Source organism: Leclercia sp. W17 (assembly GCF_003336325.1).
Lineage (GTDB): Bacteria > Pseudomonadota > Gammaproteobacteria > Enterobacterales > Enterobacteriaceae > Enterobacter.
Map to the genome: position 1 here is coordinate 2,512,748 of NZ_CP031101.1, position 25,753 is coordinate 2,538,500.

The window sequence follows — 25,753 nt, forward strand, 5'->3', positions numbered from 1 at the left end:
CACCGACAGAAAGGGATTTCTGTCATGTCTGAAACCTCATCATCTACACTTCAGAAAAGAGCAAACTGGAGATGCCCGCATGACCGACTGGAACCCTGGCCTGTATCTGCAATATGGCGCGGAACGCACCCGCCCCGCCTTAGAGTTGCTGTCCCGGATTGCGCTGGATAACGTTACCGATGTGGTCGATCTCGGCTGCGGACCGGGCAACAGCACGGCGCTTTTGCAGCAGCGCTGGCCCACGGCGCAGATAACCGGCGTCGATACCTCGCCCGCCATGCTCACAGAAGCCAGAGCCGCCCTGCCAGGGTGTCGGTTTATTGAGGCAGATATTCGCCACTACCGTCCCGAACGCACCCTGAACGTGGTTTACGCCAATGCTTCATTGCAGTGGGTAGAGAATCACTATGAACTGCTGCCGCATCTGGTCTCAATGCTGAAACTGTACGGCGTACTGGCTATCCAGATGCCGGATAACGACCTGGAGCCCACCCACGTGCTGATGCGTGAGGTGGCGTTTGAACAGGATTATCCGGATCGCGGCCGGGCAGCGCTCCCCGGCGTCCATGCCTATTACGATATCCTGACCGAGGCGGGCTGCGAGGTGGATATCTGGCGTACGACCTATTATCACCAGATGGCCTCCCACCAGGCGATAGTCGACTGGGTAAGCGCCACCGGCCTGCGTCCGTGGTTACAGGATCTCAATGAGAATGAGCAGCAGCGCTATCTGCATCGCTATCATCAGTTGCTGGAGGAGCAGTATCCGCTCCAGGAAAACGGGCAGATACTGCTGGCCTTTCCGCGACTGTTTATCATCGCCCGACGCGCACCGTAGCTACGCTTTTGCCTCTTTCAGGAGCTGCTGGATCACCTGCTCCTGCTTGTCAGTATTGCCTTCGCCGAAAGAGGCGTAACGCAGTTGCCCTTTGGCATCGAAGAAGTAGTGCGCAGGCCAGTAGCGATTGCCAAAGGCAGTCCAGATTTTATAGTTATTGTCAGTCACCACCCGGTACGGCAGCTGCCATTTGTTAATGGCTTTTTGCACCGAGGCCAGCGGTTTCTCCCACGGATATTCCGGGGTATGGACGCCGATCACCACCAGACCCTGTGACGAATATTTGTTGGCCCAGTCGCGAACGTACGGCAGCGAGTGCTGACAGTTAATGCAGTCCCAGGTCCAGAAGTCGATCAACACCACTTTGCCTTTTAACGACGCCGGGCTAACCGGCTCACCATTGAGCCATCCGGTACCCCCTTCCAGAGAGGGCATCGCGCTGGTGGTGACTGGCTGTGCCACCGGCTGAAGCGTCGGCGGAGTCTGGCTCCCCGGCGCCAGTTGCAGCAGCGTTTTCTCCAGCCGGTCGGCCAGCCCGTTTGCCCCCTGAAAGACGCTGTTCAGACCAAACGCCGTAAACGCGACGGACATCAGCATCATCACCCCCGCGGTTTTTCGCAGCCCCTCCATCAGGCCCGATTTGGCTTTCAGGCGGGCGATAAGCGCCTGCCCACTGAAGCCAAGCAGCGCGAGCATCACTGCACAACCGCTGCCATAGGCTGCCAGCAGGCTGCCGGTAGCAATCGGGTTATGTCCCGCGAGACTCAGGCTGAGAATAGCCCCTAACACCGGACCGGCGCAGGGCGACCACAGCAGCCCGACCGCCAGCCCGGCGAGCACCGCCGAGGCTAAGCCGCGGGTCGTGTTGCTCCGGGAATTGATCACATTGCCGAGGCGTAACGCTGGTCCGGTGATGCGCTGTGCAAAAGATGGGAAGATCAACGCCAGGGCGGCGAGACTCAGCAGCACCAGCGCCACCCAGCGTCCCACGATGGTGGCGCTGACCACCCAGTCACTGGCGACGGCGATCAGGCTGGCGACCAGGGTAAACATCATCACCATACCGCACAGCATAGCGACAAGCTGACGCCGCTGGTCGCGAAAACCGGCGAACAGCAGAGGAATAACAGGAAGCGTGCAGGGGCTGAGCAGACTGACCATGCCGCCTAAAAATGCGATCACGAGAAACATAAACACCTCACTTACCAGTTGATAGTGAGGCCATTACAGCGTGGGGATGTGTTTGCGGTGTGTGGGGGAATGGGCTTTTTTGTCAGGGAGTGTACCTGGGCGGCAGGTGGATACATGGCGGTACAAATGGCGAGGAATTATGGGCACCGTGCGGTATTGCCGGGTGGCGGCGTTGCCTTACCCGGCCTACAAAATCAAAAAATCAGCGCTGAAGAAGTTTGATATAAAGAGAAAAATTACAGCGACTCCCTGGTCCGGCTGATAATCGCCGAAGCGTTGACCGCAGGCCGGGGCGAGGCGCAGGGATGCGCCGAGAGGGGGCGACCTACAGGGATGTAGGATCGCCCCCGACCCGATAGCCGGAGGGAATAAGCTGAGGGCACCGCGAAGCGGCGATTTTCTTGCCGGGAGCCGGGATTGTTAAGGGGGCGGCGATAGCCCCCTTAACACGTTCACCGGTGACGTGGTTTACAGAGAAGCAACGAACGTATAGTGAACGGAACCCCCTCTGAAGCCACATGCCCTGCCTCACCCCACCGGCAACATGATCCGAGCCGATAACCCCCCTTCAGCCCGGTTCACCAACTGCAACTCCCCATTCAACTGCCCCGTAAGCTGTAACGCTATCGCCAGCCCCAGCCCCGTCCCCCCGGTTTCCCGGTTACGGGAAGACTCCACCCGGTAAAACGGCTGCAACACCGCCGCCAGCTCATGCTCCGGAATACCCGGCCCGTTATCCTCCACGGCAATCTGCACCCTGTTATCATCTGTCGTCAGCGTCACCTCTGCCTTATCGCCAAACTTCAGAGCGTTATCCAGCAGATTGGTGAGGATCCGGTGCAGCGCCTGCGGACGGGTTGCAAAAGGCACGTGCGTTCTCGCCGCTGAGAACTGCACGTCTTTGCCGGTATCGCTGTAGTCACAGACCAGCGTATCAATAAAGGTATAAAGATCGACATTACGAACCGGTTCAGGCGCCACGCCGGACGAGCGCGCGTAGTCTATCCCCTCGCGCACCAGGCGCGTCATGCTGTCCAGGTCCTGGGTAAGTTTGTCGCGCAGATCCGGCTGGTCGGCCATCTCCACGCGCAGGCGCATACGGGTAATGGGCGTCTGGAGATCGTGCGAAATAGCCGCCAGAATCTGCGCCCTCTCCTTCAGCGACGCCTGGATCCGCGCCTGCATGGCATTAAAGGCGCGCGCCGCCTGACGCACCTCCAGCGGCCCCTGTTCGGTGAGCGTCAGCGGATTGGGGCTGGTGGGTTCGAGCGTGTCCACCGCCTGGGTAAAGTGAGTAAAGGGCCGCACCACCTGGCGCACCGCCAGCCAGGCGCAGATCACCACCAACAAAAGCTGGATCACAAAGACCACCGGCAGCCAGCGGGCGACCGGGGGCATGCGGGGGGTGAGATCCAGCGTCAGCGGCGAGCCGTCGCTTAGCGTCAGGTGGGCCTGAATGTGCGAAACCGGCCCCGGCACCGCCGTGAAGCGCAGCGGATAGTGGGTCGCGAGCGTTTCCGTCAGGGTCCGGACTGCATCCCGTGAACGGGCATCCGCCGGAGGCGCCCCCGGCTCACCTGGCCCCAACAGATACCGATAGTTGCCCCTCTCAAGACGCGGGAGCCACTGCGCCCGCTCGTTTGCCGGCAGTCGATCCAGAATCGCCACGCTGGTGGAAACATCATCTTCCAGATTGCCGAGCATCACGTGCCGGGCGCTGCTCATGCGCTCGGCCAGCACCAGCGTCAGGCTCAGACCATTGGCGAGCAGCAACCCCAGCAGGACAATCAGCAGCAGGCGGTAATGGAGCGAGCGCGGCCAGAGCCTCATTCTTTGGCCTCGATAATGCTGACGGGCATCGAAAAGACATAGCCTTCACTACGTACTGTTTTTATATACAGTGGTGTACGCGCATCCTCATTTAAGCGCTGGCGCACCCGGCTGACCAGGAGATCGATTGAACGTTCAAACAGCTCTGCATCCCGCCCTTGGGTGAAGTTAAGCAGCTGATCGCGGGTTAATACGCGCTGAGGATGATCGACAAATACCCGCAGCAGACGGTACTCCGCCCCGCTCAACGCCACGATGGTGCCGGTAGCATCCAGCAGATGACGGGCGCTGGTGTCGAGCTGCCAGTCGCCAAAGGCGATGATCCGCCCGGCTTCGGTCACCTGCAGATTGGGCGGCAGCGTGCGAAACCGGCGCAGTATCGCTTTGATCCGCGCCAGCAGCTCACGCGCCACAAAGGGTTTAACCACATAGTCGTCTGCTCCCATCTCGAGGCCCAGAATGCGATCCATATCGTCATGGCGCGCGGTCAGCATCAAAATCGGCAGATCCTTATGTTGACCGCTGCGCAGCTGGCGACAAAGCGTGAGGCCATCGTCCCCCGGCATCATGATATCCAGCACCACCATATCCACGGCCTGCCTGTCGAGCACGGCGCGCATCTCCTTGCCGTTGGCCGCACCCGTGGCGCGATAGCCAGACTTCACCAGGTAATCGACGATCAGCTCGCGTATATCTCTGTCATCATCCACGACAAGAATGTGATCGGTTGTCTCCACCCTAAGCTCCTGTTTTTCAGCGATGGGCAAAAAAATAGCATAGCTGGCTTATAACTTGTCCGCATCCACCACCGCTTTGACGAAATCCTGCGGATCTTCCTGGGCCGGATTGTGGCCGATATTGCCGGTAAAGGTGCGATGCTGATACTTGCCGGTGAATTTTGCCGCATACGCCGCAGGCTCCGGATGCGGTGCGCCATTGTTATCACCTTCGATGGTGATGGTGGGCACGCTGATGGTCGGTGCGGCCGCCAGCTTCTGCTCATAGCTGTCGTAACGGCTTTCACCCCGCTCCAGCCCCAGACGCCAGCGATAGTTGCTGATGGTCACCGCCACGTGGTCCGGGTTATCGAGCGCTTTGGCGCTGACGTTAAAGGTCGCATCGCTGAATTTCCAGCCGGGGGATGCCAGAGTCCAGATCAGTTTCGCAAAGTCGTGGGTGTTGGCCGCATACCCCTTCTCACCACGCTCGGTGGCGAAGTAGAACTGATACCACCACTGCAATTCGGCCTTCGGCGGCAACGGTTTCGCCCCCGCCTGCTGATTGCCAATCAGATACCCGCTCACCGAAACCAGCGATTTCACGCGCTCAGGCCACAGCGCCGCCACAATATCCGCCGTTCTCGCGCCCCAGTCGTAACCGGCAAAGACCGCGCGTTTGATTTTCAGGGCGTCCATCAGGTTAATCACATCTTTCGCCATAGCCGCCGGTTGGCCATTACGCGGGGTGGTAGACGACAGGAAACGCGTGGTGCCAAAACCGCGGTTGTACGGGACGATCACTCTGTAGCCTTTTGCCGCCAGCGCGGGAGCCACCTGGGCATAGCTCTGAATATCATACGGCCAGCCGTGCAGCAGGATCACCGGTTCGCCATTTTTCGGCCCGATATCGACATAGCCAATATTCAGATCGCCTGCGTCAATCTGGTGGATCTGCTTAAAGGCCGCGTGATAGTCACTGCCCGCCGCCTCGGCCTGACAGGCGGATACGGTGGCGAATGAGAGGGTTAAGGCCAGGGTTGAGTAAGCCAGTTTGTTCATCATGGTGATTTCTCCGGGTCAGGTATTCGACCCGCTTATCTCATCACCCTGATGTATGGCGAATGTGTGCAGATTTGGCCGTTTTGCAAGGCGGTGTATCGCGCTCGCGCGCAGATACACTGCGATACAAAAGTCGGCCTGATGACCCGAGAAATTACGTCAGCTGGTAATACTTGTCCGGCAATTTGCGCGCCGGGATCTCCTGCTCGTCGTTCATCTGCAGCAAATCAATCTCCATCGCATTGCAGATGGCATCCAGCGGCAGGTCGTTATTCTCGACGCCGAACGGCTCTTCCAGCTCTTCCGCCAGGGTATCGAGCGAGATAAAGGTATAGGAAATCAATACCGAGATGAACGGCGTCATGTAGTGCAGATCGCTGACCAGCGCGAACGGCAGCATGATACAGAACAGGTAGACCGTACGGTGCAGGATCAGCGTGTAGGCAAACGGCACCGGGGTATTGGCGATCCGCTCGCAGCCCGCCAGCACGGTGGACATATCATTCAGGCGAATATTCAGGCTGTGAAACAGGATATCCGACAGTTCACCATTGCGGCGTCTTACCGCCAGCCACTCCCCCATAATCAGCAGGATGCGGTTCGCCGGGGAGCTGGAGTCCATCGCCGCCCGCAGATTCTCTGCTGACAGGTATTTTGAGAGCTGGCCAGCCTGGGGTTGTTTGCGCAGGGTCATGCGCAGACAGTGGGCAAAGGCGATCTGCAGGCGGACAAACTCCCCTAACGCTGGATCTTCCGGCAGCGTGTTTTTCACTTCCCGGAACAGGGAGCGCGAGGCAATCATCAACTGCCCCCACAGCTGTCGCGCCTCAACATAGCGGGCGTAACAGGCGTTGTTTCGAAAACCGAGGAAGATTGCGATGGCGACCCCAAGAATGCTGAACGGCGCGACCGTCAACCGGATGCCCAGCGAGGTATACCAGGGCAACATCAGGATCACCACGATGGAGAGCAAAAAGTTGAGGAACAGGCGGGAAAAGATTTTGGTCAGCACGGAACCGTGCCAGACAAAAATAAGACGCAACCAGTGCTGTTGGGGTCGAACGATCATAGTCAGCTTCATCGGGAAAAAAGAGCGGTGACTATTAAACGTGATCGTTATCACGGTTGCAAGTATGTTAAAAAATGCTGTCGTTTTGCTAAGCCTGTTCAGACCGCACGGTGTTTCATTTTGGGAAAAGAAGAAGGGATTAAAGTATGTTGTAACTAAAGCAAATAACCGGTCAGGATAACCGATGCGGGCATTCCCCCTCTCCCGTCAGGAGAGAGGGAGGCTCAATGGCTTAGCAGAGTGGTTTGACGGCGGCGCGCATGCCATGATGCAGAATGGCATCCAGATCCTGCGCAACCTGTTCTACCAGCCCGCTCACCTGGGTCAGGTCCTGCTCCCAGTGCTCGCTGACGCTCAGCACCGCTGTCACCAGCTCACGCGTGCTGATCTGCTGGTCATGATGCTGCGTCCACAGCTGCTGGAAACGGGTTAACCAGTGCGCGTCATCCTGCACCGGATAACTTTCGCCGTTACGTTCCGCACGGTAGAAGGCGATCAGGGCCGCCAGCGCAAAGGTCAGGCGCGCCGGGAGTTTACCGCTGGCCTGCTGCCCCGCCAGAAGCTGCGGCAGAATGCGGGTGCGGTACTTGGTCATGCCGTTCAGGGCAATCGACAACAGCTGATGCTTGATATAAGGATTGCGGAAACGGCCCGTTACCGCGCTGGCAAACGAGGCCAGCTCATCCCGCGGCAGATCCAGCACCGGAATAATCTCTTCATGAATCGCTTTTTCGACAAAGGCGCAGATTTCGGTGTCGTTCATCGCTTCACCCACGGTATCCAGCCCCGCCTGGAACGCCACCGGCACCAGCGCGGTATGTGCGCCGTTGAGGATCGCCACTTTGCGCTCTTTGTATGGCTTGATGTCATCAACAATCAGCACGTTCAGCGCCAGCTTATCGAGACGCAGCTCCTGCGCCAGCGATTTAGGCCCCTGGATCACAAACAGATAGAAATGTTCAGCGGTATCGAGGAAGGCATCGTGATAGCCCAGAGAGGCTTCAAGCTCAGCCACTTCATCGCGCGGATAGCCGGTGACAATACGGTCCACCAGGGTAGAACAGAAGGTGTTGGCATCGTTGAGCCACTGGATAAAGGCCGCAGGCAGCGCCCACTCCTGGGCATAGCGCAGCACCAGATCACGCAGGGCGTCACCGTTGTAGTCAATTAATTCGCACGGCACGATCACCCAACCTTTATCGGCGGCACCGTTGAAATGGCTGAAACGCTCGAACAGCAGGCGGGTCAGTTTTGCCGGATAGCTGACCGCAGGCGCATCCTCAAACTTATCCCCGGCGTGATAGCTTATCCCCGCTTCCGTGGTGTTAGAGAAGACAAAGCGCATCTCCGGGTTATGCGCCAGCTTCAGGAATTCATCGTACTGATCGTAAACGCTAATCTCACGGTTCACCGAGCGGATAAGACGCGCGTCGCTGACCGCTTCGCCCTGCTCGTTCAGGCCGCGAATGATGGTGGTATACAGGCCGTCCTGAGTGCTCAGCGAAGGCGGAAAATCGCTTTTGATGGGGCGCACAATCGCGATACCGGCATTCAGGTCGGTATGCTCGTTAAGCAGATCGATCTGCCAGTCAATAAACGCGCGCAGGAAGTTGCCCTCACCAAACTGGATGATACGTTCAGGATAGAGAGCACCGGGGAAATCACGACGGTTTAGTGTGTTCACAATGGGGTCCTTGTAATGATTAGTCATACAGCCTGATAAGATTGGTACGATAACTTATCAAACTTTACGACCACGAACCCCTGTTTTGATCAATTCCGGTGTGAATTGTGACAGGATCTATATGAATTTGTAGACCAGAACGCCTGCGGGTTTTACTTCTCCCTTCTCAACATCCGGTACCTCGCTGCTGTTTCATGGAGTACATCATCTGGTCGGCAGTGGCCAGCCAGCTCTTGAGATCGTCGCGGTCGTGATCGAACTCGCGCACGCCCCAGGAAAAGGAGAGCGCCCACGGATATTCGGCATGCTCGTTCCAGTTCGCCGCCTGTTCGGTAAGAAACTGCATGGCGATCCATGCCCCCTTTTCGTCGCTGTTGGCAAACAGAATGGCAAACTCATCTCCGCCGTAGCGCGACAGCACGTCGGCTTCACGAAAAGTGGAGCTCAGCAGACCGGCCATCGCCTTCAGGGCGTTGTCGCCATCTGTGCGGCCATAGCGGGCGTTTATCTGCTTAAAGCGATCGAGATCCAGCCAGGCCAGGGTTAAAGGCTCAGCCCGACGGCGGGCAGCGCGAATGGCATAGGTCGCCAGATGATGAAAGCCCCGGCGGTTGTAGAGCCCGGTCAGCGGGTCAGTGATACTGGCGCTGGCGGCGGCAAACTCCGCTTCCACCAGTGCCGCCAGATCGGCCAGCGCCTCAATGTCAGAAGGCGAAAAAGGCCGTGGATAGTGATCGATAATACAGAGCGATCCCACCGTGGCCCCACCGGGCAGGCGCAGCGGATAACCCGCGTAAAAGCGGATAGGATCGTCGTCGGTGACCAGAGGGTTATCAGCAAAGCGGGTATCGTCCAGAGTATCGGGGATCACCAGCGGTGCATCGCTAAGGACGGTATGGCCGCAAAACGAGAGATTTCGCGGCAGGTTGGTCGGGTCGCCGCCATCGGTGGATTTAACGACCACAACGTGCTCGTCAACCAGGTTGATCATCGCCACCGGCACGCCAAACACGCGTCTTGCCAGCCGGGTAATGCGCGTGTAAGTCGGGTGATCTTCTGGTTCAAGCAGCCCGGATTCACGCAAGGCACTGAGACGCTTTGCTTCATTGGTGGGTAGTGAGGGTGATTTCATACGGGCTCCGTACGTCAGGCTTTTTAAAAGCTTAGCGCATCCTGAGGCGGGTCAGTGGGCAAAAATGCGATTTTTTACCATCGCGTTTAGCCTGATACAGTGCGGCGTCGGCAGCCTGTAACCAGTCTGTAACATTTCCCATCTCCCGGGTGGCGCAGGCAATGCCAATACTCATTGTGCAATGGACTGCTTCTTCCGCGACGTCACCGATAACCGCTGCCGCATCCATAATGCGGGTAGCGACCACTCGCGCTTCGTCGAGGGTAGTATCGGGCAGCAGGATCACAAACTCGTCCCCACCCAGTCGCGCCGGGGTGTCGCTCTGACGGCTGGCGATATGCAAAATTTGTGACACTGTCACCAACAGCATATCCCCTACCTTGTGGCCGTAGCGATCGTTGACCTCTTTAAAGTTATCGATATCGATAAACATCAGCGCCGAATCGTGGCAGGTTTGCTGCAGTTTATGCAGCTCATGATCGATACGCTCCTCCAGCAGACGCCGGTTGGCAATGTCCAGCAGCGGGTCCATCATCGCAATGCGCTCCAGCTCGCGCGATTTGAAGCGCAGCCGCATGGCGATACTGTTGGTGAGCACGCTCAGCGCCACGGTATAGATAGCAATCAACGGCAGCGTGGCATAGAGGGTGCGCTGCGACACCCACGGCACCAGCGCCATTCCCTGCGACAGCCAGCTCCCCATAAAGACCGCCACCATCACCGCCCCGGCCTTTTTCATCAACGGAAAGCCACCCGCCGCCAGCCGGTCAGCAAGTAAGATAGTGGCAATGGCGACGGAAGGCAGCGGATTGACCGCCATCATGGCGATCCAGAAGCCGCCTGCCCCGGCGTCTAAAACCAGGTTCTGATGTTCGGTAAGGAGCGGCGTCGAAGAACACCGGGCGCGCCACCAGGCCAAAGTTGGCCAGACAAAGGCGTTGATGGCCAGCAATCCCATAAGCCAGACGGAACGTTGCTGTTCCAGCAGGACAGAGAGAATAGGAATAAAGCAGAGGAAGGTTCCAAGCATTCGCATCAGATACATGCGTTTGATAAACCGACTGCCAGGCACGCGAGGGGATTTACTGAGTCTGTCAGTTCCGTTCATCACACGATTTTTCCGATATAATCACCCTTTTATATTATTGACGTTGAATTTTTGTATCAAGGCATTTATCAGTTTCGTGAATATATGGTAAAGGGCGTCACCGCGCCCTGGCAAACGATTACAGCTGTTCCGAAGGCGCTACCGCCTGTTCGGTAGTTTTTATCTCTGTCATTCGGGCGCTGGTACGATTTCGACCTGCTTTTTTCGAACGATACAGATAATCATCCGCTTCAGTCATCAGACGATTAAACACCTCTGTGAGCTGTGACGGCTCCGACCTTCCACTGCCCAGACCAATACTGACGGTTAAAAACAGCATCTGCCCCCGCCAGTTAAAGGGATGTTGTTCAACCGTGGTACGAATACGCTCCGCCAGAGCATATGCCTGCCCGGCTGAAGCGGAGTTCACCACCACGGCAAACTCTTCGCCGCCCATTCGCGCCACCAGTCCTGCGTTACCTACCGTCTCCTGTACTTTGCGCGCAAAAGCGGCCAGAACGGTATCGCCACACTCGTGACCATAGTTGTCGTTGATGCTTTTGAAATAGTCGATATCCAGCAGCATGACGGTCAGCCGCGGGCTTTTGCGCTTCCCTTCAACATTTTTGAGCGCCTCATACAGCCCGGAGCGGGAGTAAACCTGAGTCAGATAGTCGTAATCGGCACGCAGGGAAACCTGGCGGATCAGGGAATTGATCGCCGCCATGCTGACCGAGACCATAACCGGGCAGATTGCCAGAGTGGCGATCCCCAGGCGGGCAGAGAACATCATCGGGGTGGTGAGCGGCGTGGTTGCCACGATGGTGATGATGGAGTTGCCAATCAGGGTGATCTCCACCGTCCCGGTGACAAAGGTCAACAGACAGGTTGCTGGCAGCGAATAGCGTACCGCGCACCAGATCAGCGCCGGCAGCGGAAACGCCAGCGCACCGGCCCCGCCGATTGCGACCGAGGCCATCACCGAGATAATCAGTAACACCACCGGCATCAAATGGCTGGCACGTATGGCCCGGTTGAACGTGGGCCAGGTCATGGTCAGCATACAGGGGACAATCAATACCCCGGTAGAAAACTGTTCGCTAAACCAGTCGGCGACCAGCGGCCAGAAGGCGCGACTGTCCACCCCGCCCGCCACCGCCGCTCCGAGCAGGGCGCTGAGCAGCGCAGCCACCAGACAATAGTTAAACAGCCGCAGGGCATTCACCGGATCCGGGGTGCGATTTTTCAGTCGCTTGTCGCGCTGGACCAACAGGGCTACGGTGACAATAAACACCATATTCGAGAGGTTAATGCCCAGCGAGGAGATGCCCCAGTCGGTGGTGATGGCGTCGTATACCAGCATGGCGATATAGGACATCACGTAATAGCGAGGCCGGTTCAGGTAAGCGTAGCGGGCAAACACCCCTGCCATCACGCCATTGAGCGGCCAGAACATCGACAGCGACTCCATCAGACGAAGCTGCGCGCCGATAAAATAGAACAGCGTGGTCAATACCACTATTCCCGCCGCGTTTCGGAACGGACTGTGCGGCTGAAAAAGTGTGAATGTTCTGGCGTGAGCAGAAGACATGCAATATCAATCCATAGGTTTGCTTTTAACATTGAATACACATCCACGCGGATGAATGTTAAAAGTTTGGGATTAATGTATATCACATTAAGGGGATAACTATCATCTTCCAGTTAGCAGTGCTTATCAATTGCCCCGTCAGAGTGACGGCACAGGCAGTGCTTAATAGACTGAACGCCCCAGCTGCTGAGTCAGGTGTTCCAGCGCCGTGACGCCCGCCAGGGAGTTCCCCGCGTCGTCCAGTTCAGGGCTCCAGACCGCAATCGCCATCTCGTGAGGCACGATCGCCACTACCCCGCCACCTACCCCCGATTTGGCAGGCAGCCCCACCCGCCAGGCAAACTCACCGGCGTTCTGATACATCCCGCTTGTCGCCATCAACGCATTGACCTGCCGGGCCTGCATCGGCGTAACAACGGGCTCGGAGAGATGCGGGGCATAACCCTGAGCAGCCAGAAAAAGAAACGTTTTCGCCAGTTCGACACAGCTCATCTTCAGGGCGCAGTAGTGGAAGTAGTTTTGCAGCACCGTTGGCACGTCGTTATGGAAATTGCCGAACGACTTCATCAGCCAGGCGATCGCCGCATTGCGCGCCGAGTGTTCAAACTCCGAACGGGCAACGGCGGAATCGTAGCCGATATCGCTTACTCCGGAGAGCTGACGCACGATCTCCAGCATTCTCTGGCGCGGTGCGCTCAGGCGGCTTTGCAGCATGTCGCATACCACCAGCGCCCCGGCGTTAATAAACGGATTACGCGGTTTGCCCTGTTCGATCTCCAGCTGCAACAGCGAATTGAACGGCTGACCGGAGGGATCTTTCCCTACCCGCTGCCAGATCTCATCCTCGTCATACTGACGCATCGCCGCCACCAGGCTCAGGACTTTCGAAATCGACTGAATGGAAAAACGCTCGGTGGCATCACCGGCCTGAAAGTGCTGCCCGTCCACCGTAGTGATGGCAATCCCGAGTTTGTTGCCATTGACCGAGGCCAGCGCCGGGATGTAATCGGCAACTTTACCCTTGCCCAACAGGGGGCGTACTTGCGCCAGAATGGCGTCCAGCATCTGATTATTGATGTTCGCAGCCATCGGTTGCTCCTTGCTCACAGGCCAAAAACGGCCTGCGAGTATAACAGAGGCTGATGGATGGCGTCAGGCAGGCAGTCGGAACCGCGAGACGGCCTGCAACAGCAGGCCCGATTCATCATGCAGCCGTTGGGAGGCTTCGGAGGCGGTATTGACCAGCGCATCGGTCTGGCGAGCTACCTGGTTCAGCGCCTGAAGCTGGCTGGTCATACGGTGAATACTCTCGCCCTGACTGAGGGTGGCAACGGAGATCTCATTCAGCAGACTGCAAAGATTACCCACCAGGCCAATCACCTGCTGGAGGTTATCCTCCAGCCGGGTGACGGCTTTCGAGCCATCCTCAATGCCCTGCAACGAGTGGTTGATCAATTGCTGGATGGTCTGGGTCGAGTGGCTGCTTTTACGCGCCAGCAGCCCCACCTCCCGCGCCACCACGGCGAATCCACGCCCCTGGTTGCCGGCATGGGCCGCTTCGATGGCCGCGTTCAGCGCCAGAATGTTGGTCTGGAACGCTACATTATCGATGATCGCCACAATGCCGCGCATCTCCGAAGAGCGCTCCACGATGGCGGCCATCGAGGCATTGACCGTCTCCATCATCCGGTCTCCCCCTGCCGCCATCTCACGCGCCTCGTCCGCCCGTGAGCTTGCCAGTTTTGCATAGCCGCTGTTTCCTTCAACGTGGGTTTCCAGCGCGGCAATATGCGCGGTCACCTCTTTCAACTCCTGCGCCTGACGCGCAGACTGCTGATAGAGATCCTGATTGCCTTGCGCCAGCGAGCCAATATTGGTCACCATCGAGGTGGTCGCCTCGCTGACCTGGGTCACCAGCTGTTGCAGGCCCTCTTGCAGCGTCTCCACGCTACCGCCCAGTTGCGCAATCTCGCGGTTAAACCGGGTCACGGTGGGTAGCGGCGAAGAGAGATCCCCCGCCGCCAGCAAATTAATATGGGCGATAAGGCGACGCAGCGGGACGATCACCCAGCGGGACATGGCAAACCACACCGCAACCGCAATCCCCAGCAGAACAACCGGGGCCAGCAGGAACAGCGATTGCAGGTCGGACAGGCTGGCGGTCAGCCGCTGTCGCCCCTCCGTGGCGCGCTGGGCGCTCGCCTGCTGATAGCGGGCATAGTTGTCATTAAAATCGGCCTGAAATGCCTGAGCGGGTACAGCAAAGAAGGCATCGATCGACTGACTGTTGACCAGCCCGTCGGCCTGCTCACGGATAGCGTCGAAAAACAACTGGTAGCTATTGAGCAGTGCTTCATCCCGCGGCGGGTTCATTGCCTGCCACGCCTGCCAGGCCTGCTGAGAATCACGTAGCGCCTGTTGCGCTTCGTCCATCAGGCTGTGCCAGCTGCCGTCGGATCCGGTCTCTTTATCCTGCATAAAATAAACCCCCGCCCGGTTAAGCAGATCGCTTGCTGCCAGCAACGAGATGCGGGCCTGATCGACCTTTGCCTGTTGCAGCCAGGCCATCTGGTTGCGCTGTTCGTTGCGCTGGGCATCGCGCAGGGAGACGGAAAGTAAAACCGATGAAGAGATTTGCAACGCGGAAAAGAGGCCGATGATACAGAAAATCCCCGCCAACAAACCAAACTGCCGGGGAGTAATGCGGCGAAAAATTTGCATTAAGTTCATGATTTCTTCATTAACAATGACTTAGACGTGGGCGAGTCTACGCAGTGAAAATGACAGAACTATTTCAGAATGATGACAGACGCCCGGCGGCGCTGCGCTTGCGCGGGCCTACAGGTTCTGTAGGCCGGGTAAGCGCAGCGCCACCCGGCAGGAATACGGACTCAACGTCAAATCCGGCGGCGCTTTGCTTGCGCGGGCCTACAGGTTTTGTAGGCCGGGTAAGCGCAGCGCCACCCGGCGGAACAATGGGCTCAAAGTTAAACCCGGTCTTTCCACACCGTCTGCACATTACAGAACTCATGCAGGCCAAAGTGTGACAGCTCCCGGCCAAAGCCGCTCTTCTTCACCCCGCCGAATGCCACGCGGGCATCGCTGGCGCTGTAGCCGTTGATAAACACCCCGCCGCACTCAAGCTGGCGGGCAAAGCGGTCGGCCAGCTCTGCATTGGCGGTAAAGACCGTCGCCGAAAGCCCAAAATCGCTGTCGTTAGCCAGGGCAAGCGCGTGATCGGCATCGGTTGCTACGCTAATCGCCGCTACCGGGCCAAACAGCTCCTGACGAAACGCGGTCATCGTTGGAGTCACATTCCCCAGCACGGTCGGCGCATAGTAGTTCCCTGCCCCCGCTAACTTTTCGCCGCCCAGTAGCAGGGTCGCCCCTTCGGCCAGCGTCGCCTGAACCTGCTGATGCAGCTCGTCGCACAGATCGAAACGCGCCATCGGGCCGAGGTAGTTCTCTTCGTTATCAGGCGCGCCCATCTTCAGCGCCGCGGCAGCCTCGACAAAGCGACGGCTGAACGCATCGGCAACACCCGCCTCGACGATAAAGCGCTTGGCTGCCGCACACACCTGCCCGGTGTTCTGATAGCGACCAGTCACCGCCGCTTTCACCGCCAGATCCAGGTCAGCATCGTTGAGGACAATAAAGGGATCGGAACCGCCCAATTCAAGGACGCATTTTTTCAGCGCGGCCCCGGCCTGGGCACCAATCGCCGCCCCTGCGCGCAGGCTGCCGGTGACGGTGACCGCCGCAATGCGCGGATCGGCAATCATCTGGCTCACCCCGTCGTTGGTGGCATTCAGCTGAGCAAACACCCCATGCGGGAATCCGGCGTCGTTAAAGATCGCTTCAATCAGGTTCGCCGCGCCCAGCACGTTCGGGGCATGTTTCAGCAGATAGCTGTTGCCCGCCAGGATAATCGGTACCGCACCGCGCAGCACCTGCCAGAGCGGGAAGTTCCACGGCATCACCGCCAGCACCGGACCCAGCGGGCGATACTCAATCACCGCGTCCGCCACCTGGGTTGCCTCGGTATTGAGCATGGCCGGGCCATGTTCAGCATACCAGTCGCACAGCCCGGCGGATTTCGCCACCTCCCCGCGCGCCTGGGCGATGGGTTTACCCATTTCGCGCATGATCATCTGCGCCATCTCTTCGCCACGGTTGCGCAGCGCGGCGCCCAGATCGCGTAGCTTTTGCGCACGCGCCGCCACCGGCACGCTGCGCCACTGGCGAAAAGCGGTATCGGTCTGTGCAAGGGCTTGTTCAACCTCGGTAGCGGTCGCCCACGGCCAGACGGCCAGGGTTTCGCCGTTTGCCGGGTTAATGGACAGGGCATGGGTAGCAGAAGGTGTCGTCATGATCGGCTCCGTGTATTAACAGTTGCTACAGTGTGGCGCGATCTGCTATTTCTTAAAAATGAATAATAATAACCACCTTATTCACGAATCGAGAACATTATGGATCTGACCCAGCTGGAGATGTTTAACGCCGTCGCCCAGACCGGCAGCATTACCCAGGCCGCGCAGAAAGTGCATCGCGTGCCCTCAAACCTGACCACCCGCATCAAACAGCTGGAGGCCGATCTTGGCGTGGCGCTGTTCATCCGCGAGAACCAGCGGCTGCGCCTCTCACCCGCAGGGCATAATTTTTTACGCTATAGCCGACAGATCCTCGCCCTGGTGGATGAGGCGCGGATGGTGGTGGCCGGTGATGAACCCCAGGGGCTGTTTACCCTCGGGTCGCTGGAGAGCACCGCGGCGGTGCGTATCCCGGCCTCGCTGGCGCAGTTTAACCAGCGCTACCCGCGCATTCAGTTTGCGCTGGCGACCGGCCCTTCGGGGACAATGATTGACGGGGTACTGGAAGGGACGCTGAGCGCGGCCTTTGTGGACGGGCCATTAAACCACCCGGAACTGGAGGGCATGCCGGTCTACCGGGAGGAGATGATGCTGGTGGTGCCTGCCGGGCATCCAAAGGTTGCGCGGGCCGCCGACATCAGCGGGCACGATATCTATGCCTTTCGCGCCAACTGCTCCTACCGCCGCCATTTCGAGAGCTGGTTTCATGCGGATCGCGCCACGCCGGGGCGCATTCACGAAATGGAGTCCTATCACGGGATGCTGGCCTGCGTCATTGCCGGAGCGGGCATTGCGCTGATGCCCCGTTCAATGCTGGAAAGTATGCCCGGACATCACCAGGTGGCCGCCTGGCCGCTGGCGGAAAACTGGCGCTGGCTCACCACCTGGCTGGTATGGCGCCGGGGCGCGATGACCCGGCAACTGGAAGCGTTTATAGCGCTGCTAAACGAAGGTCAGCCACCAGCATCTTCTCCATAAACAGGCTCAGGGGATCGGGGTCATAGGGAGGAAACGCCTCGCACAGCTGGTAGCCACAGCGTTCATACAGGCGGATGGCCGGAAGCTGCTTGATCCCCGTCTCCAGCCGCAGGGTGTGGCAGCTGCGGCTTTGCGCTTCATCTTCCAGCGCCGCCAACAGCTTTTCACCCAACTGCTGTCCGCGGTGGGCCGGATCGATATAGACCCGCTTCATCTCGCCGCTGCCGTCACCGTTCAGCACGATCGCCCCGCAGCCGACGGCGTTGAGCTGGCGATCGCGGATCACCATCATTATCAGGGCGTGGTCGGGCAACCCGGTCAGATCCAGCAGATGATTGCTCTCTGCCGGATAGAGCGCGCTCTGGTAACGGTCCAGGGCGGCAATCAGGTTGATGATGTTGGGATGGGCGGGCGATTCAGAGGTGATGGAATACATGGCAGGCTCCTTTTGTCGTTTTTCTCCACCATAACGCTGGCCGACAAACGCAACGGCATATTTTTAACTTATAGCTGCGCCTGACCATTGCGCCCCCCGCGACTGCGGCGTAAGTTTGGGCACAGTCACGGTTAACATCTCAGGAAAACAATGAACACCAAAGCCCGCAAAGTGATGATTATCGGGGCCGGAAACGTCGGTGCCTCCGCTGCCTACGCCCTGCTGAACCAGAATATCTGCGAAGAGCTGCTGCTGGTGGATATTAACCACGCCCGCAGTGAAGGCCACGCCTGGGATCTGGCGGATGCTGCCGCCTATATGCCCGGCATGATGAGCATCTCCACCCGCGAGATGAGCGACTGCGCCGATGTGGATATCGCGGTGATCACCGTCTCCGGCGGCGCCCTGAAGCCAGGACAGACGCGGCTGGATGAATTAACCGCCACGGCCAGCATTGTGAAAAACATTGTTCCGCAGATGATGGCGGGCGGCTTTAACGGCATCTTTCTGATTGCCACCAACCCGTGCGACATCATCACCTGGCCGGTGTGGCAGCTCTCCGGCCTGCCGCGTAATCAGGTGATCGGCACCGGCGTCTGGCTGGATACCACCCGTCTGCGGCGGACCCTGGCGCAGGCGCTCGATATCGGCGCCCAGAGCATCGATGCCTTTATCCTGGGTGAGCATGGCGATACGCAGTTCCCGGTCTGGTCCCATTCGTCGGTATATGGCTCACCCATTGCCGAGGTGTATCAACGCCATACCGGCCAGACGCTGGATTTTGACGAGCTGGCCGAACGCGTGCGCAAACAGGGCTTTGAGATTTACGCCCGCAAGGGCTGCACGGAGTACGGCATCGCCGCCACCATCGCTGAAATCTGCCGCAATATTTTCACCGGCAGCCACCGGGCGCTGGCGATCTCCTGCATTCTGGAGGGTGAGTATGGCGTTGATGGGGTAGCGATTGGCGTACCGGCGGTGCTGGCCCAGAGCGGCGTCCAGCAGATCATTGAATTAAAACTGGCGGAAGAGGAGCAGCAGAAGTTCCGCCATTCGGTAGAGGTGATTAAGGCCAATATCGCCCGCCTGCCCTGAGGGGTTACGGCGCTAAGGTCAGGGTGGCATCCAGCTGGCTTAAGGTCTGCTGCACATTCTCATCCAGACGTTTATCGGTGACGATATCGGTCAGGGAGTTGAGATGCGCCACGTTAAACAGCGACCAGGCGCCATATTTCGTGCTGTCGGCGAGCAGTACGCGGCGTCGGGCGTTGGCAATCAGATCGCGCTTCAGGGCCGCTTTCTCTTCCGTCGGCGAGGTAATGCCGCGCTCCAGATCCCAGCCGTTACAGCTGACAAAGGCGATATCCGGCCAGACGTTCTGCAGCAGGCGGCGACCGTGCTCGCCAATGCAGGACTGGCTGGAATCGTCGATGCGCCCGCCAATGATCGTCACCTCAATCTGCTTGAATTCTGACAAAAACAGGGCGATATGCAGATCGCTGGTGATGACACGCAGCGGCAGATGGGTCAGCTGGCGCGCGAGTTCAATCATGGTGGTGCCCGCATCGAGCACCACCGCGTCACCGGCTTTAACAAAGCTGGCGGCGGCGCAGGCGATGGCGTGTTTCTCCGCCAGGCTGCGCTGCATCTTTTCACTGGTGGTGGGCTGGGAAGGGATAAACCGGTTCAGGGTCACGCCACCATGGGTGCGGCTGATGACCCCCTCCTGATCGAGCTTAATCAGATCCCGGCGAATGGTCGCAGGCGAGGCATCCGTTGCCGCCACCAGCTGATCCACTGTCACCAGATTGTGCCCTTTGAGGTAGTCCATTATCTGTTCTAACCGGCTATATCCCTTCATATTATTCCCGTGTGATTTGCATCGCTAACTGGATAGAAACCGTCATGCTCTCAGACTTCGCTTTACCTGTCCACGCAATGTCAAATGCGGTGCCGTGGTCAGCAGAAGTACGGATAAACGGCAGCCCGGCGGTGATGTTCACCCCGTCGTAAAAACCGAGTAATTTTAACGGAATATGGCCCTGATCGTGATACATCGCCACCACTATGTCGTACATGCCTTCGTGGCACTGCATAAACACCGTATCCGGCGGACACGGCCCGAACACATTCAGCCCCTTCGCCTTCATCGCCTCAACGGCCGGGCCGACAATCTTGATCTCTTCATCACCAAACAGACCGTTCTCCCCGGCGTGCGGGTTAACCCCGGCCACCGCAATACGCGGATTGGTGTAGCCCACGCGCTTGAGGAAGGTATCGGCAATGCCAATCACGGTTTTTACCCGATCCTGGTTGAGGGTATCAAGGAATTTGCGCAACGCGATGTGGGTGGTGATGTGGATCACCTTCAGCTGATCGGTATAGAGCACCATCGCGTAATCTTTGCTGTCGGTCAGGTGCGCCAGCAGTTCGGTATGGCCCGGATAGTGGTGGCCCGCCAGATGCAGCGCCTCTTTGTTCAGCGGCGCGGTGGCAATGGCTTTCACTTCCCCCGCCATCGCCAGCTCGGTGGCGCGACGCACGCAGCGGTAGGCCAGATCCCCCGCCTGCGCCTGTACGACGCCTGGCTGTAACGCTTCGGGGTCCGCCAGCGGCTCATCCAGCACGTTAATGATCGCCGGGCCAAACTGTGCCTCGCTGACGCGGGTAATCACACGTAACTCTGCCGGCGCGGTGATACCTTTTTCCAGCACCCGTTGCAGGGTACGGGCGCAACCCACCACCACGACAGGCGCGCCGGAGAGCTTCCCATCGGTCAGGGATTTGATAATGATTTCCGGGCCGATGCCCGCCGGGTCACCCATCGTTACAGCAATGATATTAGTCACTCATCTTCTCCTCAATAAAATGCAAAACCTCAAGCAGCGTGGTTTCAGTACCAAAACCGCCCGCTTTGGTCATGACTGGCCCCTGCCAGCGACAACCCAAAAATCGACCAAACGGCACGCACTGCGCCACTTGTCCGCGAATGGCAAAACCTTGTGCGTCGAGCGCGCTGGCAACCGCCATCGCCACGTCTCCTCCGGAGACATAGAGCGCCGCCGGGCGGCTGATCTCCAGCGCGTTACGCGTCAACGCACCCAGAAAGGCGCTGATAGTCTCTCCCAGCGCCGCGCGGTTTAATCCGTGCTGCTGGCAGAGCGTCTCTATCTGATGCCGTGCCTGGGTGTCAGCGCAGGTATGCACCACGCAGTGCTGGCCTGCCGCAAGCGCCTGGGCGATCTGCTGCTGGTATCCCGCCATCGTCCCGTTAAACACATCATTGATATCAATTAATACCGTGCTGACATTGTGCTGGTCGCGCACGCGCTGGATCTGCTTTTGCGCAATTTCACTCATCGAACCGATAACCGCCAGCAGCTGGCGCGGCGTGGCAAGACGGCGCGCCAGGGCATCGCACAGCCCGGCGGAACCCACCAGCAGCGGCTTTTCATCGCAGGCAAACGCCGTGTTGATAATCTGGTCCAGCTCCGCGTCGGTCTGCGCATCCACAATCACCAGACGCGCATCGCTCGCGAGCGCTGTGGCAAGTTCCGCCGGCGTGACCACCCTGCTTTTAAGCCGGGTTTGCTCCGCCAGCACCTTCGCTACCTGCGCGTGGCGCACCGGGGTTTTCGGGTCGCTGGCAAACTCGGTCTCCGTCACTGGCACGCCGTTCACCAGGCAGAGGCCCTCTTCGGTGGTGCGCCCGGCGGCCGGAAATGCCGGGGCGATAATCGCCTGGCTCTTACCGCTAAGCCTCAGCAGCGCCTCTACTTCAGCGCCCGGGTTGCCGCGAAGCGTTGAGTCAATTTTCTTAATCAGCCACTTGGCCGCGTGAACGTCGGTCGCATACTGCGTCAGTTTTTCAGCCGCCTCTGATGCCTTCATCGCCCGGCTATCGCTATTAATAACCAGCGCATCGGTGTCGTCGGTAAAAGGCGTCTGAAACGCCACGCTGACTTTTTTGCCGCTTAGCGCCAGGCTCACCCCCGCATCGTTGGCACCGGTAAAGTCGTCGGCGATCACCACGATCTCTCTGTTCAGGTTGTTCACGTTCATCCTCAAAGGTTCGTCGTTCCTGTTAATGATTATATTCAATCATGATTGATTATATGTGAGCAAGATCAAGTTATTCGGTTTGCGAATAAATTATAAATTTAGAGACACGATGACTGTGATTGCCTGTTTTGAGCGAAATCAATCACAGACACAGCAACAGGAGAGCAATGTGTTAACCATTAACAGTACGATAATCAGCGGTGCGGGTGCGATCCCGGCCCTCGCGCCACTGCTGGCAGGCAAGTCGCGCCTTTTACTGGTCACCGACGGTAATATCGCCCGTCTGGAGGCCGCCCGCGCTATCCGCGCCCTGCTGGAAGCCGATAACCGCAGCGTCAGCGTGATTGAGCGCGTGCCGCCAGAGCCCACGCATCACGATGTTCACGCTCTGCTGGCTGACATCAACGATACCGCTTTTGATCTGGTGGTGGGCGTAGGCGGCGGCAGCGTACTGGATGTAGCGAAACTGCTCTCCGTGCTGTGCCATCCGGCCTCGCCGGGGCTGGACGCCCTGCTGGCAGGCGAAAAGCCCACCCAGCGCCTTGCTTCATTATTGATTCCCGCCAGCGCCGGTACCGGCTCCGAAGCCACGCCGAACGCGATCCTCGCCATACCAGAGCAGAGCACCAAAATCGGCATCATCTCCCCGGTGCTGCTGCCGGACTACGTGGCGCTGCTGCCGGAACTGACCACCAGCATGCCGCCGCACATCGCCTCCTCGACCGGGATCGACGCCCTGTGCCACCTGATCGAGTGTTTTACCGCCACCGTCGCGAATCCGGTGAGCGATAACGCAGCGCTGATTGGTCTGCGCAAGCTGGTCAATAACATCGAAACCGCCTGCGCCGAGCCGCACAACCTGGCGGCGAAGCTCGAAATGCTGTGGGCGTCCTACTACGGCGGCGTGGCCATTGCCCATGCCGGAACCCATCTGGTGCATGCCCTTTCCTATCCGCTGGGCGGGAAATATCACCTGCCGCATGGGGTGGCGAACGCCATCCTGTTAGCGCCCTGCATGCGCGTGGTGCGCCCGGACGCGGTGGAAAAATTTGCCCAGGTGTGGGATCTGGTGCCTGGCGCCGATACCTCCCTGTCGATGGAAGCGAAATCTCACGCGCTGGTGGAGTGGTTTGCCGCCCTGGTGCGTCGCCTGAACTTACCGGACAACCTCGAGACGCTGGGCGTCCCGCGGGATGATATCGCTTCCCTGAGCGATGCCGCCCTGAACGTAAAACGCCTGATGAATAACGCCCCGCGTCAGGTCAGCCATGCCGAGGTACAGGGTATTTACCAGACCCTGTTCCCCGAACGTTAATATCGAAGGAGTGAACAATGCGTAACAAGATTGAAGGCGTGCTGACGGCGATCGTCACCCCCTTTACGGACGACGGCGCCCTGCATCTGCCGGGGCTGAAACGCCAGATCCAGCGTCAGCTGGCGGCGGGTAACGGCATTTTCTGTGGCGGCACCAATGGGGAGTTTTTCGTGCTGACCGAAGAGGAAAAAGTGGCCGTCACCCGCGCCTGCGTGGAAGAGGTCGGCGGGCGTGCGCCGGTGGTGGCGCATATCGGGGAGATCTCCACCCGCGCCACTATTCGTCTCGGCAAGCAGATCGAAACCCTCGGCGTGGATGCCGTCTCGGTAATCACCCCATGGTTTGTTCCCCTGACCCAGGCGGAACTGATTGCCCACTACACCGCTATCGCCGATGCCCTGACGGTGCCGGTATTTCTCTACAACATCCCGGCGCGCACCGGCAATACCATTGAGCCGCAGACCGCGCGGGTGCTGGCTTCGCACCCGAATATCATCGGCATTAAGGACAGCGCAGGCAGCTACGAGAGCCTGAGCGGGTTCCTGAAAGCCGTAGCGGATATCGACGATTTTGACGTGCTCAACGGCCCCGATTCGCTCATCCATCAGGGCTTTGTTGAGGGCTGTTCGGCCTGTATTTCCGGGCTGGCGAACGTGGCGCCGGAGGCGATCAACGCCATCTGGACGCGTTTCCATGCGGGCGATGTTGAGGGCTCGCGTCGGGCGCAGGATGGCGTGACTGAACTGCGCACGAATCTGTATAAAGTGGCCTTCTCTCCGGCGGCGGTAAAAAAAGCGCTGCAGGTGATGGGCGAAGAGGTGGGTGAAAGCCGCTACGCGGTGGCTTTCGATGCGCAACAGACTGAACAGATCCGCCAGATAGTGACGAAGTCACTGCAGTAACCGGCGTTTGATTTCGTCCATAAGAATACCGGGCACCGGGTGTGCCCAGGTTTCCTACGCCCTGAAGAGAGGCAAAGATGAACAATTTTACCGCTGAAGATACCCTGATCATCGTAGGCATCGTGATTGTCTACATTCTGTTTACCACCTGGCTGACCTTCCGGTTACGCAGTAAAAACACCGGTGATTTTATGGAAGGCTCCCGGGCGATGCCAGCCTTTATCGTCGGGATCCTGCTGATGTCTGAATATATCGGCGCTAAGTCCACCATCGGGACCGCCCAGGCAGCGTTCGAGGATGGTTTTGCCGCCTCCTGGTCGGTGATTGGCGCAGCCATCGGCTTCCCGCTGTTCGGCCTGCTGCTGGTGAAGCGCATCTATAACACCGGCAAAATCACCATTTCCGGCGCGATTGCCGAAAAGTACGGCAACAGCACCAAAAACATCATCTCCATCATCATGATCTACGCCCTGCTGCTGGTAAACGTCGGCAACTATGTCTCCGGCGCGGCGGCGATCTCCACCGTACTGAAGGTCAACCTGCCGGTAGCAGCCTTTATTACCGCGGTTGTCAGTACCTTCTACTTCGCCTTTGGCGGCATGAAGGGGGTGGCTTGGGTGACGCTGCTGCACAGCGCCCTGAAATATTTCGGCATCCTGATCATCATGGGCTTCGCGCTCTCTAAAACCGGCGGCTTTACGCCTATGATTGAGCAGATGCCAAGCTACTACTGGACCTGGGACGGCAACATCGGCGCCAGCACCATTGTCGCCTGGCTGATCGGCACCATCGGCTCCATCTTCTGTACCCAGTTCGTTATCCAGGCCATCTCGTCCACCAAGGATGTGAAATCAGCTAAACGCTCCACCTGGGTCGCCTTCTTCTTCTGTCTGCCGATTGCCCTGGCGATTGCGGTGATTGGCGTGGCGGCGAAGTATCTGCACCCGGAGATCGACAGCCTCTACGCCATGCCTATCTTCCTGCAGGATATGAATCCGTGGCTGGCTGGCCTGGTGACAACGTCACTTGTGGCGTCGATTTTTGTCAGCGTGAGTACCGTGGCGCTGGCTATCGCCTCGCTGGTGGTAAAAGATTTCTACGTGCCCTACCGCAACCCGACCCCGGAGCAGGAGTTTAAAGCGACCCGCTGGCTATCGCTGCTGATTGGCTTCCTGCCGCTGATCTTCGTCCTGCTGGTACCGGAAGTGCTGAAGCTGTCGTTCTTCACTCGCGCCATTCGTCTGTCGATTTCGGTGGTGGCGGTGATCGCCTTCTACGCCCCGTTCTTCAAAAGCACCCGCGGTGCCAATGCTGGCCTGATTGGTGCCTGCGTGATGAGCTCGCTGTGGTATCTGCTGGGCGACCCGTTTGGTATTAACAATATGTACATTGCGCTGATCACCCCGGCGGTGATTATGGTTCTCGACCGCATCATCCCGAATAAAGCGGATCGCAAAGCGCCTGCCCCTGTTCAACATAATGGAGTCTGA

22 protein-coding genes are annotated in these 25,753 nt (G+C 58.6%); 6 read left to right on the forward strand and 16 right to left on the reverse strand.

Annotation, left to right across the window (positions count from 1 at the left end):
• Positions 1-79: 79 nt before the first annotated feature.
• The gene (gene tam / locus DVA44_RS12270; RefSeq protein ID WP_114387089.1) at positions 80-838 is read left to right on the forward strand and encodes a trans-aconitate 2-methyltransferase; all 759 of its coding nucleotides are present in this window, start codon (positions 80-82) and stop codon (positions 836-838) included.
• On the opposite strand, the gene DVA44_RS12275 is transcribed toward tam, so the two are convergent.
• The 12 genes from DVA44_RS12275 to sad all read right to left on the reverse strand — a co-directional run bounded on the left by DVA44_RS12275 (position 839) and on the right by sad (position 16,570).
• Entirely contained in the window at positions 839-2,029 is a 1,191-nt protein-coding gene (locus DVA44_RS12275) for a cytochrome c biogenesis protein/redoxin (RefSeq protein ID WP_114388414.1), read from the reverse strand. It lies immediately after the preceding gene.
• 528 nt (positions 2,030-2,557) lie between these two features.
• Positions 2,558-3,859 (reverse strand): ATP-binding protein, encoded by a 1,302-nt coding sequence (locus DVA44_RS12285; protein WP_114387090.1) that lies wholly within the window; start codon positions 3,857-3,859, stop codon positions 2,558-2,560.
• A complete protein-coding gene (locus DVA44_RS12290) occupies positions 3,856-4,596 on the reverse strand; it encodes a response regulator (protein ID WP_114387091.1) in 741 nt (246 codons plus the stop codon). Before DVA44_RS12290 ends, DVA44_RS12285 begins: the two co-directional genes overlap by 4 nt.
• Positions 4,597-4,644: 48 nt before the next feature.
• A complete protein-coding gene (locus DVA44_RS12295) occupies positions 4,645-5,640 on the reverse strand; it encodes an alpha/beta fold hydrolase (protein ID WP_114387092.1) in 996 nt (331 codons plus the stop codon).
• A 151-nt stretch (positions 5,641-5,791) separates the two neighbouring features.
• Positions 5,792-6,706 carry a bestrophin family protein gene (locus DVA44_RS12300; RefSeq protein WP_114387093.1) on the reverse strand — a complete coding sequence of 305 codons (915 nt, stop codon included), beginning with the start codon at positions 6,704-6,706 and terminating at the stop codon, positions 5,792-5,794.
• Positions 6,707-6,938: 232 nt separating this feature from the next.
• Positions 6,939-8,390 (reverse strand): tagaturonate reductase, encoded by a 1,452-nt coding sequence (locus DVA44_RS12305; RefSeq protein ID WP_114387094.1) that lies wholly within the window; start codon positions 8,388-8,390, stop codon positions 6,939-6,941.
• Between the two features lie 166 nt (positions 8,391-8,556).
• The gene (locus tag DVA44_RS12310; RefSeq protein WP_114387095.1) at positions 8,557-9,522 is read right to left on the reverse strand and encodes a sensor domain-containing diguanylate cyclase; all 966 of its coding nucleotides are present in this window, start codon (positions 9,520-9,522) and stop codon (positions 8,557-8,559) included.
• Positions 9,523-9,553: 31 nt separating this feature from the next.
• Positions 9,554-10,558 (reverse strand): diguanylate cyclase, encoded by a 1,005-nt coding sequence (locus DVA44_RS12315; protein ID WP_371413808.1) that lies wholly within the window; start codon positions 10,556-10,558, stop codon positions 9,554-9,556.
• A gap of 190 nt (positions 10,559-10,748) precedes the next feature.
• Positions 10,749-12,200, reverse strand: a complete 1,452-nt coding sequence (locus tag DVA44_RS12320) for a GGDEF domain-containing protein (protein WP_114387097.1) — start codon at positions 12,198-12,200, stop codon at positions 10,749-10,751.
• A 162-nt stretch (positions 12,201-12,362) separates the two neighbouring features.
• Positions 12,363-13,289 carry a glutaminase B gene (gene glsB, locus DVA44_RS12325; RefSeq protein ID WP_114387098.1) on the reverse strand — a complete coding sequence of 309 codons (927 nt, stop codon included), beginning with the start codon at positions 13,287-13,289 and terminating at the stop codon, positions 12,363-12,365.
• Positions 13,290-13,352: 63 nt separating this feature from the next.
• Entirely contained in the window at positions 13,353-14,930 is a 1,578-nt protein-coding gene (locus tag DVA44_RS12330; RefSeq protein WP_114387099.1) for a methyl-accepting chemotaxis protein, read from the reverse strand.
• A 257-nt stretch (positions 14,931-15,187) separates the two neighbouring features.
• Positions 15,188-16,570 carry a succinate-semialdehyde dehydrogenase gene (gene sad, locus DVA44_RS12335; RefSeq protein WP_114387100.1) on the reverse strand — a complete coding sequence of 461 codons (1,383 nt, stop codon included), beginning with the start codon at positions 16,568-16,570 and terminating at the stop codon, positions 15,188-15,190.
• A 99-nt stretch (positions 16,571-16,669) separates the two neighbouring features.
• On the opposite strand from sad, the gene DVA44_RS12340 reads away from it, so the two are divergent.
• The gene (locus DVA44_RS12340) at positions 16,670-17,548 is read left to right on the forward strand and encodes a LysR family transcriptional regulator (RefSeq protein WP_114315000.1); all 879 of its coding nucleotides are present in this window, start codon (positions 16,670-16,672) and stop codon (positions 17,546-17,548) included.
• On the opposite strand, the gene DVA44_RS12345 is transcribed toward DVA44_RS12340, so the two are convergent.
• Positions 17,502-17,984 carry a GNAT family N-acetyltransferase gene (locus DVA44_RS12345; RefSeq protein ID WP_114387101.1) on the reverse strand — a complete coding sequence of 161 codons (483 nt, stop codon included), beginning with the start codon at positions 17,982-17,984 and terminating at the stop codon, positions 17,502-17,504. The two genes, DVA44_RS12340 and DVA44_RS12345, sit on opposite strands and share 47 nt — an antisense overlap.
• A gap of 150 nt (positions 17,985-18,134) precedes the next feature.
• Here DVA44_RS12345 and DVA44_RS12350 point away from each other — a divergent pair, with 150 nt between their 5' ends.
• Entirely contained in the window at positions 18,135-19,079 is a 945-nt protein-coding gene (locus DVA44_RS12350) for an L-lactate dehydrogenase (protein ID WP_114387102.1), read from the forward strand.
• Between the two features lie 4 nt (positions 19,080-19,083).
• Here the strand turns inward: DVA44_RS12350 and DVA44_RS12355 are convergent, their stop codons facing one another.
• The 3 genes from DVA44_RS12355 to DVA44_RS12365 are packed head-to-tail and all read right to left on the reverse strand — an operon-like array spanning position 19,084 to position 22,046.
• Positions 19,084-19,845 carry a DeoR/GlpR family DNA-binding transcription regulator gene (locus DVA44_RS12355; RefSeq protein WP_103824434.1) on the reverse strand — a complete coding sequence of 254 codons (762 nt, stop codon included), beginning with the start codon at positions 19,843-19,845 and terminating at the stop codon, positions 19,084-19,086.
• 1 nt (position 19,846) lies between these two features.
• The gene (locus DVA44_RS12360) at positions 19,847-20,833 is read right to left on the reverse strand and encodes a D-threonate 4-phosphate dehydrogenase (protein WP_114387103.1); all 987 of its coding nucleotides are present in this window, start codon (positions 20,831-20,833) and stop codon (positions 19,847-19,849) included.
• Positions 20,826-22,046, reverse strand: coding sequence for a four-carbon acid sugar kinase family protein (locus DVA44_RS12365; protein ID WP_114387104.1), 1,221 nt, complete (start codon positions 22,044-22,046; stop codon positions 20,826-20,828). Before DVA44_RS12365 ends, DVA44_RS12360 begins: the two co-directional genes overlap by 8 nt.
• 169 nt (positions 22,047-22,215) lie before the next feature.
• Between DVA44_RS12365 and DVA44_RS12370 the strand changes: the two genes are divergently transcribed.
• The 3 genes from DVA44_RS12370 (at position 22,216) to DVA44_RS12380 (ending at position 25,753) form a co-directional block, all read left to right on the forward strand.
• On the forward strand, positions 22,216-23,361 hold the full coding sequence (locus DVA44_RS12370; RefSeq protein WP_103824437.1) for an iron-containing alcohol dehydrogenase: 1,146 nt from the start codon (positions 22,216-22,218) through the stop codon (positions 23,359-23,361).
• Between the two features lie 17 nt (positions 23,362-23,378).
• Positions 23,379-24,263 carry a dihydrodipicolinate synthase family protein gene (locus DVA44_RS12375; protein ID WP_114387105.1) on the forward strand — a complete coding sequence of 295 codons (885 nt, stop codon included), beginning with the start codon at positions 23,379-23,381 and terminating at the stop codon, positions 24,261-24,263.
• Between the two features lie 77 nt (positions 24,264-24,340).
• Positions 24,341-25,753 carry a sodium:solute symporter family protein gene (locus DVA44_RS12380; protein WP_114387106.1) on the forward strand — a complete coding sequence of 471 codons (1,413 nt, stop codon included), beginning with the start codon at positions 24,341-24,343 and terminating at the stop codon, positions 25,751-25,753.